This is a genomic window from Porcipelethomonas ammoniilytica, from assembly GCF_025567485.1.
GTDB classification, from domain to species: domain Bacteria; phylum Bacillota; class Clostridia; order Oscillospirales; family Ruminococcaceae; genus Porcipelethomonas; species Porcipelethomonas ammoniilytica.
Map to the genome: position 1 here is coordinate 97259 of NZ_JAOQKH010000005.1, position 13209 is coordinate 110467.

Consider the following 13209-nt stretch of genomic DNA (forward strand, 5'->3'; position numbering starts at 1 on the left):
TTACAATTATATAAATTTTACAGCTGTTCCGTAAACCAATATTTCAGCGGCTCCCTGAACGACAGAAGAAGTTGTATAGCGAACGTTTATTATAGCGTCTGCTTGAAGTTTTTCAGCCTCTTTAATCATTCTGTCGGTTGCAAGGTCTCTTGCTTCATTCATCATTTCGGTATAAGCCTTTAACTCTCCGCCGATAATAGTTTTAAAACTTTGAGTTATATCACGTCCTATATTTTTGCTTTGTATAGTACTTCCCTTAACTAGAGCAATTGTCTCCAAAGTTTTTCCTGTTATATAATCAGTATTTACCAATATCATAATATTTTCTCCTGCTGTTTTTATAAATTAATCAACCAATACCGGATCAAAATTTTCTTTCCATGGAAGTCCCCATTTGTTAAGAGCGTCCATAAAAGGATCCGGATCAAATTCTTCTACATTGTATACTCCGGCTTTTTTCCATTTTCCTGTCAGCACCATCATAGCGCCTATCATTGCAGGTACGCCGGTTGTATATGAAACAGCCTGTGAGCCGACTTCTTTGTAGCATTCCTGATGGTCGCAAACGTTGTAAACATAATAGTTAACAGGTTTTCCGTCTTTAAATCCCTGACAGATACATCCAATATTGGTTTTACCAACAGTTCTGGGACCCAGTGAAGCAGGGTCGGGGAGTACTGCTTTTAGAAATTGCAGAGGAACGATTTCTTTACCCTCATACATTATAGGTTCAATAGAAGTCATGCCTACATTTTCAAGACATTTCAGATGAGTAAGATAGCTTTGACCGAATGTCATAAAAAATCTTATACGTTTTATACCCTTAATATTGATAGCAAGGGATTCAAGTTCTTCATGATGAAGAAGATACATATCCTTTTCGCCGACCTCGTCAAAATTATAAACTCTTTTGATTTCCATTGGTTCAGTTTCAACCCATTTGCCGTTTTCAATATAACTGCCCTTTGCTGAAACTTCACGTATATTGATTTCCGGATTGAAATTTGTAGCAAACGGATAACCATGGTCGCCGCCGTTGCAGTCCAGAATATCAATATAATTTATTTCGTCAAAGTAGTGCTTTTGTGCATAGGCAGAAAAAACGCCTGTAACGCCGGGGTCAAAACCGCAGCCCAATACAGCAGTAATTCCGGCTTTTTCAAATCTTTCTTTATAATCCCACTGCCATTTATATTCAAACTTTGCGGTGTCTTCTGGTTCGTAATTTGCCGTATCAAGATAATCTGTTTTGGTTGCCAGACATGCATCCATAATTGTCAGATCCTGATAGGGAAGCGCTACGTTTATTACAATATCCGGTTTTTCTTTATTGATTAATGCTACCAGTTCATCTACATTATTTGCGTCAACCTGAGCGGTTGAAATTTTTGTTGAAGTTTTATCCTGTAATTCTTCCTTGAATTTATCACACTTTGATTTTGTTCTGCTTGCTATGCAGATTTCAGTAAACACTTCGCTGTTCTGGCAGCATTTATGAATTACAACGCCTGCAACGCCGCCTGCGCCTATAATTAAAGCTTTAGACATTTTTATCAGTTCCTTTCAAATTTGATTAATAACAATCCCAGTTGTATATTACATCACTGAAATCAAGATTTTTAAGTTTTGCGCTGTTAATAAAGAAGTTACAGATTCCGGCGTCCCCCCATAAAATTCTATCTTTTCCGTCACCGAATTCACTGTCAAGCTGTAACATAAGAAAATCATAAGAAGTATCTTCTTCTCTTGGATCTTCCTGTGTAAATGCAGGATAACCGCCGATTTTGTGTCCGAATCCGTTAGTATCGCCGTCAATATCATCAATGTCAGTTGTAATGTCATAATAGGATTCTATTTTGTTATTTGTATTAAGCTGATTATATTTTTCAACAAATTTTGTTTCAAAATGACAGTCGCAAACTGATAATGAATCCTCATCGGTATTGAATATCAAACCGTATTCGCCGCTGACCGGAAACATTTTATCATTATCAAATTCATTTTCTTCAAATTTTGCTTTTATTTCGTTTTCGGTCACGCTTGTATCAATGTCATTATAATAAATAATTCTAAAGGAATCCTGTTTAGTATTGTTGTCAAAATCTGCTCCGCAAAGATCATTATTCAAAATCCAGAACTGTAAAAGTCCGGTTTTGGGAAATTCTTCAATGGAAACCTTTGAACAGTCAATTTGTGCAAGAAGTCTTAGCTGCCTGCCTTTACTGTCGGCAGGAAATTTTTCATTGTGGGGAATGTATCCCAAACCTCCGACTTTACTTTCAAATATTGACGGTTTATCGTCATTAAGCTCCATTTTAACGCATGGTACTTTTGTTTCAGCTTTTAACTGACGGTATGTTTCCAGTGCATATTTTTCTTCATCATTTTTTGAATCGCTTGATTTTTTTTCGTCCTGACCTGTATTGTATTCGTCAATTTCTTCAGTCAGACTGTCTTTTTTATTTTTGAAAATATCAAATAGTCCCATTTTATTTCTCCTTGTAAAAATACAATAAAATTTCTCTTAAAAGCTTGCATGCAAGGGCAGTAGATGCACCGCTCTGGTCGAGCATAGGGGAGAGTTCATTAACATCAATACCTACAACGTTTAGTGCGGAAACAGACTTTATTGCAGACATAAGTTCTGTAAAGCTTACTCCTCCCGCTTCAGGCGTACCAGTACCTGGGAAACATGACGGATCAAGAACATCAAGGTCAAGCGTAAAATATACGGGTTTATTTAAAATTTTTTCTGCAATTTTTTCAAGTCCTGTAAAATCAAATTTATTTGTGGTAACATGGTTTTTACCCCATAGAAATTCTTCACGGTCTCCGCTTCTTATACCAAATTGAAAAATTTTACCGTCTCCAACAAGTTCATGGCATCTTCTCATAACACATGCGTGAGAAAGCTTTTGCCCAAGATAATCATCTCTCAGATCTGCATGTGCGTCAAAGTGAATTATATGCAGATCAGGATATTTCTTTACTGCCGCACGCACTGCTCCAAGTGTTACAAGATGTTCTCCGCCTATCATACACGGAAGTTTACCGCTGCCGAGTATTTTTGAAGAAAAGTTTTCAATATCATTCAGTGCTGATTCCGGACTTCCGAAACAAAGCTCAAGATCACCGCCGTCAAAGACTTTAATATCAGTAAGGTCTTTATCCTGATATGGACTGTAAGTTTCGATTCCGAAGCTTTCGTTTCTCATAGCAGAGCTTGCAAAACGAGTTCCAGGACGGTATGATGTAGTACTGTCAAATGGTGCACCGAAAATAACGATTTTACTTTCGTCATATTCGCTGTCGCAGCCTATAAAAGTATGAATATTTTTTTCCATTTTATTTATGTTCTCCTGATTCTCTTAACTGATCTCTTACATTATTTGGAATAGCAAAGCAACCTGTATGTAGTATAGTGTTGTAATATTTTGTTTTAATTCCCAGACTGTTCCACCAATCCGCTTTTAAATCAGTTCTTGGATCGTATTTTTTTGAAGCGAATCCAAAAAGCCAGTGTCCTGATGGATATGTAGGGATATGAGCCTGATAAACCAAAGCTATAGGAAAAGTTGATTTGATTCTGCTGTGCGCTCTTTTCATTGAATTGGCATAGGAAGTGTAGAAAGTACTTTCATGCTGATTGACAAGTATTCCGTCATCTTTAAGAGCCTTGAAACAGTTGCCGTAAAATTCCTTTGTGAACAGTCCCTCGCCCACGCCGAAAGGATCGGTTGAATCAACAATAATAAGGTCATATTCATTTTCTTTGTTGCGTACAAATCTCAGTCCGTCCTGATAAAAAATGTGTACTCTTGGATCTGTAAGACGGCAGGCGGTTTGCGGCAAATACTCACGACAAATTTCTACAACCATTTCATCAATTTCAACCATATCAATATTTTTTATATGATTGTATCGTGTTAACTCTCTTACTGTGCCGCCGTCTCCTGCGCCAATAACAAGTACGTTAGTTATATCAGGATTTACAGCCATTGGAATATGAGTAATCATTTCATGATATATATACTCGTCTTTTTCAGTTACCATTAAGTATCCGTCAAGAGTCAGTATACGTCCGAATTCCTTTGATTCAAAAATATCAATACGCTGATACTCACTTTCAGCACTCCTTAAATGTTTATCGACCTTTATGGAAAATTTTACGTTGTCGGTATGATTTTCCGTATACCAAAGTTCCATTATTTATCCTCCACCACATTTATGTTTTCAATTTTCATATCCTGTGTACCGGTCATAAAACAGCCTTTTTCCTTGGCATAATTTATGTAATTTATAATTTCATCTGTTATTTTTTCACCTGGCGCCAGGATCGGGATTCCCGGAGGATAACACATTACAAATTCTCCGCACACCATACCGCTGCTTTGATTTATCGGTACGGATCTTTTATTACTGTAAAAGGCTTTTTGCGGAGCGGTAATAACTTCCGGATTGATATATTCGTGATCGAACATTCCTGTTTTATCTTTGGAATATAGACGCTTTATTTCAGACAGTGATGATATAAGACGTTCAATTTCCAGTGCTCTGTCTCCGGCAGAAATAATGGCGAGAATATTGCCGATATCACCGAATTCAATTTGTATACCGTAATCATCACGCAGTATATCGTATACCTCAATGCCTGCAAGACCTATATCACGGGTGTGTACAGAAAGCTTTGTTTTATCAAAATCGTAAAAAGCGTTATTATCGCAAAGTTCATTTCCGAAAGCATAATAGCCGCCCAGCTTGTTTATTTCGTTTCTGGCATATTCGGCAAACTGTACTGTTTTTTTGAAAATTGATTTTCCATTTAGGGCGAGATTTTTTCTTGCAATATCCAATGATGAAATAAGAAGATATGAACCGCTTGTAGTTTGAGTAAGGTTGATAACCTGTCGTACATAATCGCTGTTAATATTTGATCCGCAAAGCAAAATGGAACTTTGAGTAAGCGATCCGCCGGTTTTATGCATGCTGACAGCAGCCATATCAGCTCCTGCAGCCATACCGGAAACAGGCATATTTTCTCCGAAATAAAAATGAGTACCGTGAGCCTCGTCCACAAGGGCGAGCATATTATTTTCATGAGCTATACGGACTATTTCACGAAGATCTGAGCATACGCCGTAATATGTTGGATTATTTATAAGAACAGCTTTTGCGTCCGGATTTTCGGCAATAGCTTTTTTAACGTTTTCAACAGACATGCCCAATGGGATACCAAGTTCCTTGTTTGTACCCGGATTTACATACACAGGAATAGCGCCGTTTACAACAAGTGCATTTATAGCGCTTCTGTGAACGTTTCTCGGCATAATTATCTTGTCTCCGGATTTGCAGGCGGTCATGATCATTGTCTGAACTGAGCCTGTAGTACCATTTACTATAAAAAATGCAGTTTTTGCGCCGAAAGCTTCAGCTGCCAGATCCTGAGCTTCTTTGATAACTGAAACAGGGTGGCAGAGGTTGTCCAGCGGTTTCATGGAGTTTACGTCGGCTTTAAGACAGGATTTACCAAGAAAATCGGTGAGTTCGGAATTTCCTCTGCCGCCCTTATGTCCCGGAACGTCAAAGGGAACGACTCTGTTTTGCAGGTGCTGAGTCATAGCTTCCAGTACAGGAGCCTTACTTTGAGAAAATATCATAGTGAAAGCCTCCTATCAGTAAATATTCATTCCGCTGAAAATCTCAATCATTTCTCTTCTTAAGCTGTTGGTAATATCAAGTCTTTCTTTAGGAGGCAGTTCATACACATCAGTATTGAAGAGATAATTCTGGAGCTGAATTTCTTTAATCAGCATTTTAGTATGAAAGATATTGGATTGATATACGTTTACATCTATAGCATCGTATTTAGTAAGTGTTTTTTCATCAATGTAATCCTGAATTGATGTAATATCGTGATCTATATAATATTTTTTGCCGCACATGTCTCGTGTAAAACCTCTGACACGGTAATCAATCGTTATAATATCAGAATCAAAACTGCTGATAAGATAGTCTAAAGTATTCAGAGGAGAAATTTCTCCGCATGTTGAAACATCAATATCAACTCTGAATGTACATACAGTATTTTCCGGATGGGATTCAGGAAATGTATGGACAGTAACATGACTTTTATCAAGGTGAGCGTGTATAGTGTCATTCTGACCGAAATTAAGTCCCTGATTACAGGATTTGTCAATGTTTTCCGGACTGACATGTCCTTCTGCGATAAGAATATTTACAGAAGCCCCTTGAGGATCATAGTCTTGTTTTGATATATTTAAAATGGTAGCACCAATCATTTTGGTTACGTCACATAGTATTTTTGTAAGGCGTTCAGAGTTATACTGTTCGTCAATATATCTGATATAATCAATTTGTTCACGTTTACTTTTAGCATAGCAGACATCATAAATATTAAAGCTTAAAGTCTTTGTTAGATTATTAAATCCATACAATGCCAACTTTTTTTCCAACCCTAACATCACGGCCTTTCAATTAAATTATATTTTGTTTACAGGAATTTATTTTATCATATTTTCTTATGAAATGCAATGATATTTGTAATATTTAACAGATTTTTTTTAATGTTTTTATAATTTGAGAAAAAATCTCCCGAATACACAAAGGACGGGAGATTATTATAAATTAAATATTATTTATCTGATTATAAAAGAATCATATTTCATTTCCTCAAATGTACTGAAAATAGTTTCTATTTGTTGATTTGTCAGTGTAAGGGAAGTGATCTCAGGAATAAACGACGTTTTATATATTGAGTTTTCTGTCTCCTCACAAATCGTTTTTATTTTTTCACTGATTGTCATGGAAGAAAAATCAATTTTTTTACCGTTACATACAATTTCCGAATTAAACTTACTCAGATCAATTTTAAGTACATATTTTTGGGTATTCAGCAAAATGGGCTGAAAAGCTTCACAGGTTCCGGTCAGCATGTCGTAAGCCGATATTTCTATCCACATTTTACTTCCTTTGTCCTCGGCAGTTTTATTCATTGAATTTACAATGTCTATTAAATTAAGGTAGCGGTCGCTGTCAGTGACGCTTTCACCGATTTCATTGAGTGCATTTTCACTGAATGCCGGATATTCGACATTTGTGCTTATAATATATTCAAATCCTGCCTGAGCGATTTCTCCGCTGAGAGAGGATAAGTATTCCCTAGTATCGGAAGAAGCCGGATCTATCCACGGCTTGCCTTTATCCTTTTGTGGGGAATCAAGCCATAATGTTTTTGTTGATTTAATTAGAAAGCCTGCGTTTTTGTTTGCTTTTGGATATAAATTATCCTGCATTGCATTGACGGAAGCAACCGGAGTAAAACCGTAGCTTTTTACAGCTTCAGTTATTGAAGATATTGGAATTTCATTACCGGATTCTGCAAGAACAGCACCTTCGTTTGATGAATTATAATTTAGTTTTCCGCCTTCTATTTTCAAAGGGATAACGACCATATTATAATTTTTATCTACTTTATCAAGAATACTGTCAAGTGCTTCAAGACTTTCTATTTCCATATCCTTTATCCAATACGCTTTAGTTCCTTTTGAAATATTTTCAGTATCCTTGCCGTAGCTTTCTGTAATTACAGTACTGTCTGGGGAACTGCTGCTGTTTTTAACTTCTCCTATTTCACCGAAGGGCTTTGCAACGCTGTATCCGATAACAATAAAAAATGATGCGATTAAGAGGGTAAAAAACAGCGATAAGATGTTTCCGGCAAGATGAGGATGCCGTTTAGGTTTATATACGTTTTTTTTCTTTTTCATTTTTGTGTCTCCGATAAATGTATTTTACTAAAAAATAACACACTTAAAATTTTAATGAATAAAATAATTATATATTGTTTTTCTGGCAATTATAATAATGGAGGATAAGTAATGACAATTAATAAATTAAATGATTATGCAATAAAGATATATCTTGATAAAAATGATATGGATAGATTTGATATAAATTTTGCGTATATAGACACCGAGTGTATAAAAAATCTGATACTTATACTTTCAGATGAAATTAATGAATTATTGGGGATAGTAATAAATAATGAGAAATTGTATGTTGAAGTTTTTTCAAAGAAAAACGGATGTCTTATTTTTATTTCATGTTCTTCAAAAATTTCAGAGAAAAGACGTATAAGAAAAAACATTATATGTCAGTTTGAAAATTTTGAATCCCTGAAGGGTTTATGTGATTACCTAAGCATTAATTTTCCGTCCAGTATAAAATTCAGTAAGCTGTACTGTAATAATCATTATATCAGATTGATTTTAGGTATTAAAGACGATTTAGATAAAATTGTAAAGATTTCGTCGTCATATGGCATTATCATCAGCGGTAATGAAATAAATACAGGAGCGACTAACGAATATTTTAAGTGTGTTTATGATGAGGAAGCTGTTGAAAAGGTGTCACTGTTCACCAGTGAGTGAGGCAACAGCATCTTGTAAATTTTTACTTTTAAATATATAGCTTCCGGCAACCATTATATCTGCTCCGGCATTTCCGGCAAGAGCGGCAGTTTCAGCATTTATGCCGCCGTCAACTTGTATTTTAACATCGAGATTGTGTTCTGAAATATATTTTTTTGCGGTATGTATTTTTTTTAGTGTATCAGTAATAAAAGACTGTCCCCCGAATCCGGGTTCCACGGTCATAATAAGCAGTAAATCTATTTTGTCAAGATAAGGTATAACATCTTCAAAAGGAGTATCGGGTTTAATGGACAGTCCTACTTTGGCATTTGCTTTTTTTATTGCTTTGATAGTATCATCAGTATTGCTGGCGCTTTCTATATGAAATGTAATAATATCGGCTCCGTTTGCGGCGCATTGTCCGATATATTTTAGCGGATCTGCGATCATAAGATGTACGTCAAGGCACATATCGGAATATTGATCGACAGCTTTTAAAACAGGAAACCCAAAAGAAATATTATTTACAAATATTCCGTCCATTACGTCAAAATGAATCATATCGGCGCCGCTGTCTTTTACTTTGTCAAGTTCTTCTTTAAGATTGAGGAAGTCGGCGCTGAGTATTGAAACAGACACTAATTTTTTCACGATTTAACCTCCGAGTCTAATAAATGTGCAAATTTCCTGTAAAAACAGGCTCAATATTTATTATATATGAAATTTTCAATAACGTCAATAAAAATAAAGTTTAATTAAAGAATTATTCTCCTGATTCTGTAATAGACTTTAATAAGTCAACTTGTCAGGAGGAAAATAAATGAATAAGCATAAAATTATAAGGGACACGTTTTTTCTGACAGCAATTGAACTGATACTTCAAGGCTTGTCTTTGCTTTTAAATGTTTTTGTAACCAGAAAACTTGGTTCCTCATTTATGGGTATGATTTCTTTGATCGGATCGTTTTTTGGTTTCGTGACAATTATATCCAGCGGAAATATTTATTTAAGTTCAAGCAGATTTATTTCCGAAGAAATAGGGAAGAAAAACGGTAATCCAAATAAAGTATTCAAGTATTCCGTAGTGAGCTCTGTAACGTTAAGCATTGTAATAGGAATAATAGTATTTTCTTTTTCTGAATTAATAAGTACAAGAATTCTTAAAACGGATCAGTTAATTGTTCCTATAAGAATTCTGGCAATGATACTGCCTGTTGCTTCTATAAATTCGAGTTTAAAAGGATACTTTAATGCTGTAAGGAACGTTTCAGTAGCAGCAGCCGGAAGTACATTGGAATTTCTGGTTAAATCAGGGTTATTTGCATTTTTTGCAGAATTTATGATTTTGAACGGAAAAATTAATACGCTTACTGCATTTGCAGTCAGTATAGCTGCCGGACAAATTGTAAGCTGTCTTGTTCTTGTGTTTTTTTATCTTAAACTGCATAAGTCGTGCGGATGTGAATGCTCAATACGTTTTCAAAAGTTTGTTGTTTCATCTGTTCCGATTTTTTTCAACAGTATCGTTACCTCTGTTCTGAGCAGCGCCAATGACGCCCTTGTTCCGCTGACTTTAAAGCAATACGGTAATTCTACTTCCGAAGCTTTCAGTCAGTTTGGTATATTTGAAGCCATAGTTATTCCGGCATTGTTTTTTCCGTCCAGTATACTTTGCAGTTTGTCCGGTATTCTAGTTCCCGAACTGGCAAGAGAACGCAGTGCGGATAATTCTGCCGGAAATGCAAGACTTATAAATAAAGTATTGAGATACACTTTCAGTTTTTCTATTTTTACAGCGGTGATTTTTTTATGTTTCGGCAAAGAAATAGGTTATATTATGAGCGGAGACTATTTTGCAGGAAAAATTATTTCTATTTTAGCTCCGGCAGTACCTTTTATATATCTTGAAATAATACTTGAAGGTATATTAAAGGGAATGGGTAAGCATAGTTTTTCTTCGCTGAATTACCTTGTTGAGTATACCATCAGAATTTCAGTACTGCTTATTTGCGTTCCGATATTCGGATTTTACGGTATAGTAATATCTTATTTGGCTAGCAATATAGTATGTAATATAACCAGAATGATTATGATAATTAAAATAACCGGAATAAAATTCAGTTTTTCAGATAATCTTATAATACCGATTATTTCAGCAGTATTATCAATGCAGATCGTTGCTGTAACAGATAGGTTAATACATCTTGATAATCTGAATTTTTTAGTTGAAACAATTATATTTGCCTGCCTTACACTTGTTCTTTACATAGTTATACAAAAGCTTATTTACCGACTTACGGAAGATCGTTTGGAATTGGAATTAAGATAAATTAACCCGCCGTTACAGGCGGGCAATTTTTTAATATAAATTTACATTCTAAGATCTGCACCTATGTCTTTAAGTGCTTTCAGTACCTTTTTCATAACTGAATCAGCCTGTTCATCTGTGAGTGTACCGTCATGAGAACGCATGCTGATAGAATAGGAAATACTTTTCTTTCCTTCTTCGATCTGCTTACCTTTATATACGTCAAATAATGTAACCTTTTCCAGAACTTTTCCTGCCGCTTTTTTTATGGCCTTTTCAATTGATGCGGCTGGAAGGTTATCATCGCATATAAGACTCAAATCTCGTGTAGTAGCAGGGAATTTCGGCATAGGCTTATATGTTACTTCCTTTTCAGAAAGTTTCAGCATTTCGGGAACATTAAGCTTTGCCGCATAAACCTTGACTTCAATTCCGTAGTTTTCCGCAACATCAGGATGGATTTCACCAAGAATACCGATTGCTTTGCCGTCCTTTAAAATTACGGCGCTTCTTCCCGGGTGGAAAGCACTTGCTTCGTCAAAAGCGTCTGAATCGGAAGTTCTTACATAATCACAATCATAAATTCTTATTGTTTTAAGCAGAGCATCTGCAACACCCTTGATATCATAGAAATCTATATTGCCGCCGTACATACCGATAGCAAGACGAAGCGGTTCTTCAGGAAGCTTATCAGCTTCAGTAGGGAGGTATTCCTTACCCAGTTCAAATAATTTTGCTTCTGCATTTCTGTTGTTATAATTTTTTGAAAGAATTTCAAGCATTGACGGAATAATCGTAGTTCTCATAACGCTTGTGTCTTCACCGAGTGGATTGATAATTGTTTCTGTTTTTCTGAGTTTGCTGTCAGCGGGAAGGTTTATTTTATCAAAATACTTTGGTGAAATAAATGAAAATGTAGAAATTTCATAACAACCGAGAGCGGTCATTGTATTTTCAATAGTTCTTGTGAATTTCTGTTCCGGAGTGTATTCAGCTTCGGCAACACCCTTGAAAGGGGTAGACGGAATATTGTTGTATCCGTATATCCTTGCAACCTCTTCTGCAATATCGGCTTTGTATTCTATGTCAATTCTGAAGCTTGGTGAGATAACTTTACCGTTTTCAACAGAAAATCCCAGAGAATTCAGATATTTGATCATATCGGTTTCCGAAATATCAGTACCAAGGAAATTGTTAATCCATTCCGAGCTAAAATCAACTGTTTTAAGATTTTTATCTGTAAAATCCTTATCTATAACAGTTTTAACAACTTCGCCTGCACCAAGCATTTCAACAAGTTCAAAGGCTCTGTTTAAGCAAGTCATGCTGATAAGAGTATCAACGCCCTTTTCATAGCGAGCGGAAGCGTCTGATCTAAGACCGAGTTTCTTTGAAGTTCTTCTTACCTGAACTGGTTCAAAGTAAGCTGATTCAAATACTACTGTTGTTGTATCGTCCATGATTCCGCTGTATTCGCCGCCCATTACACCGGCAACTGCAACAGGCTTTTCGGAGTCTGCAATAACAAGCATTTCATCTGTTAATTCACGTTCGACACCGTCAAGTGTAGTGATCTTTTCACCGTTTACAGCATTTCTGACGTTGATATGTGAATCCTTTACATATCTTAAATCAAAAGCATGCATAGGCTGACCGTATTCCAGCATTACGTAATTAGTAATATCAACAAAGTTGTTTATCGGTCTGATACCGCTTGCTCTGAGTCTTTCTCTCATCCATCTTGGAGACGGTTCGATTTTAACATTTTTTACGATACCTGCACAATAACGCTTGCAGCTTTCAGTGTTTTTTATATCCACTTTGAGCATTTCATTGATATCCCCGTCAATGCCTTTAAAAGACGGTACGGGAATATTAAGCGGCAGATTAAAGGTTGCAGACGCTTCTCTTGCAAGACCTGTAACAGAGAGACAGTCAGGACGGTTTGAAGTAATTTCAAATTCAACGGAAGTATCGTTAAGACCTAAAGCTTCATGAATATCTTCACCGATATTGCAATCTTCTTCAATAATAAAGATACCGTCTTCAATAGCGTAAGGGAAATCGTGTACTGTAAGACCAAGCTCGCCTAAGGAGCAAAGCATACCGTTGCTTTCAACACCTCTGAGCTTACCTTTTTTTATTTTGATTCCGCCCGGAAGGGTAGATCCGTCCAGAGCAACCGGAACAATATCGCCTGCTTTAACATTCGGAGCGCCTGTAACGATCTGGATCGGAGCGTCTTTTCCCACTTCCACCTGACATACAACAAGATGATCAGAATTTTCATGAGGAACAACGGAAAGAAGCTTTCCGATGACAACATTTGAAATTTCACTGCCCTCAGTTTCATAGCCTTCGACTTTTGAACCGCTCATAGTCATTTCATGGCAGAACTGCTTTATATCTATATTTTTTAGATCGACATAATCGTTGATCCATTTCATTGATAAATCCATACTTTACCTC

The 13209-nt window shown here is 36.1% G+C and carries 12 protein-coding genes; 2 read left to right on the forward strand and 10 right to left on the reverse strand.

The genetic code is table 11. The annotated features are described in order from the left end of the window. Positions 1-6: 6 nt before the first annotated feature. The 8 genes from OCV67_RS05635 to OCV67_RS05670 all read right to left on the reverse strand — a co-directional run bounded on the left by OCV67_RS05635 (position 7) and on the right by OCV67_RS05670 (position 7787). Positions 7-318, reverse strand: a complete 312-nt coding sequence (locus OCV67_RS05635) for a YbjQ family protein (protein WP_147643011.1) — start codon at positions 316-318, stop codon at positions 7-9. Positions 319-345: 27 nt separating this feature from the next. Next, positions 346-1548 carry a saccharopine dehydrogenase family protein gene (locus OCV67_RS05640; protein ID WP_147643012.1) on the reverse strand — a complete coding sequence of 401 codons (1203 nt, stop codon included), beginning with the start codon at positions 1546-1548 and terminating at the stop codon, positions 346-348. Between the two features lie 25 nt (positions 1549-1573). Next, positions 1574-2488 (reverse strand): YwqG family protein, encoded by a 915-nt coding sequence (locus OCV67_RS05645; protein ID WP_147643013.1) that lies wholly within the window; start codon positions 2486-2488, stop codon positions 1574-1576. A 1-nt stretch (position 2489) separates the two neighbouring features. Next, entirely contained in the window at positions 2490-3344 is an 855-nt protein-coding gene (gene speB / locus OCV67_RS05650; RefSeq protein WP_147643014.1) for an agmatinase, read from the reverse strand. A 1-nt stretch (position 3345) separates the two neighbouring features. Continuing rightward, positions 3346-4206: a polyamine aminopropyltransferase gene (speE, locus tag OCV67_RS05655; protein ID WP_147643015.1), complete on the reverse strand. Its 861-nt coding sequence runs from the start codon at positions 4204-4206 to the stop codon at positions 3346-3348. Then, positions 4206-5657 carry an aminotransferase class I/II-fold pyridoxal phosphate-dependent enzyme gene (locus OCV67_RS05660; protein WP_147643016.1) on the reverse strand — a complete coding sequence of 484 codons (1452 nt, stop codon included), beginning with the start codon at positions 5655-5657 and terminating at the stop codon, positions 4206-4208. Before OCV67_RS05660 ends, speE begins: the two co-directional genes overlap by 1 nt. 15 nt (positions 5658-5672) lie before the next feature. Next, positions 5673-6485, reverse strand: coding sequence for an adenosylmethionine decarboxylase (speD, locus tag OCV67_RS05665; protein ID WP_178085018.1), 813 nt, complete (start codon positions 6483-6485; stop codon positions 5673-5675). A gap of 171 nt (positions 6486-6656) precedes the next feature. Continuing rightward, the gene (locus OCV67_RS05670; RefSeq protein WP_147643018.1) at positions 6657-7787 is read right to left on the reverse strand and encodes a putative glycoside hydrolase; all 1131 of its coding nucleotides are present in this window, start codon (positions 7785-7787) and stop codon (positions 6657-6659) included. Positions 7788-7898: 111 nt separating this feature from the next. Between OCV67_RS05670 and OCV67_RS05675 the strand changes: the two genes are divergently transcribed. Beyond that, on the forward strand, positions 7899-8450 hold the full coding sequence (locus tag OCV67_RS05675) for an adaptor protein MecA (RefSeq protein ID WP_147643019.1): 552 nt from the start codon (positions 7899-7901) through the stop codon (positions 8448-8450). Here the strand turns inward: OCV67_RS05675 and rpe are convergent. Then, positions 8430-9083 carry a ribulose-phosphate 3-epimerase gene (rpe, locus tag OCV67_RS05680; protein ID WP_178085019.1) on the reverse strand — a complete coding sequence of 218 codons (654 nt, stop codon included), beginning with the start codon at positions 9081-9083 and terminating at the stop codon, positions 8430-8432. The genes OCV67_RS05675 and rpe overlap by 21 nt on opposite strands. 169 nt (positions 9084-9252) lie before the next feature. Here rpe and OCV67_RS05685 point away from each other — a divergent pair, with 169 nt between their 5' ends. Beyond that, the gene (locus OCV67_RS05685; RefSeq protein ID WP_147643021.1) at positions 9253-10761 is read left to right on the forward strand and encodes an oligosaccharide flippase family protein; all 1509 of its coding nucleotides are present in this window, start codon (positions 9253-9255) and stop codon (positions 10759-10761) included. Between the two features lie 41 nt (positions 10762-10802). Here OCV67_RS05685 and pheT read toward each other — a convergent pair whose 3' ends face one another. Next, positions 10803-13199 carry a phenylalanine--tRNA ligase subunit beta gene (gene pheT, locus OCV67_RS05690; RefSeq protein ID WP_147643022.1) on the reverse strand — a complete coding sequence of 799 codons (2397 nt, stop codon included), beginning with the start codon at positions 13197-13199 and terminating at the stop codon, positions 10803-10805. Positions 13200-13209: the final 10 nt, after the last annotated feature.

What these genes read in the sequence shown, in the direction of transcription:
- OCV67_RS05635 (WP_147643011.1), bottom strand. Translation starts at nt 318, where the DNA reads ATGATATTGGTAAATACTGATTATATAACAGGAAAAACTTTGGAGACA.
- OCV67_RS05640 (WP_147643012.1), bottom strand. Translation starts at nt 1,548, where the DNA reads ATGTCTAAAGCTTTAATTATAGGCGCAGGCGGCGTTGCAGGCGTTGTA.
- OCV67_RS05645 (WP_147643013.1), bottom strand. Translation starts at nt 2,488, where the DNA reads ATGGGACTATTTGATATTTTCAAAAATAAAAAAGACAGTCTGACTGAA.
- speB (WP_147643014.1), bottom strand. Translation starts at nt 3,344, where the DNA reads ATGGAAAAAAATATTCATACTTTTATAGGCTGCGACAGCGAATATGAC.
- speE (WP_147643015.1), bottom strand. Translation starts at nt 4,206, where the DNA reads ATGGAACTTTGGTATACGGAAAATCATACCGACAACGTAAAATTTTCC.
- OCV67_RS05660 (WP_147643016.1), bottom strand. Translation starts at nt 5,657, where the DNA reads ATGATATTTTCTCAAAGTAAGGCTCCTGTACTGGAAGCTATGACTCAG.
- OCV67_RS05670 (WP_147643018.1), bottom strand. Translation starts at nt 7,787, where the DNA reads ATGAAAAAGAAAAAAAACGTATATAAACCTAAACGGCATCCTCATCTT.
- OCV67_RS05675 (WP_147643019.1), top strand. Translation starts at nt 7,899, where the DNA reads ATGACAATTAATAAATTAAATGATTATGCAATAAAGATATATCTTGAT.
- OCV67_RS05685 (WP_147643021.1), top strand. Translation starts at nt 9,253, where the DNA reads ATGAATAAGCATAAAATTATAAGGGACACGTTTTTTCTGACAGCAATT.
- pheT (WP_147643022.1), bottom strand. Translation starts at nt 13,199, where the DNA reads ATGGATTTATCAATGAAATGGATCAACGATTATGTCGATCTAAAAAAT.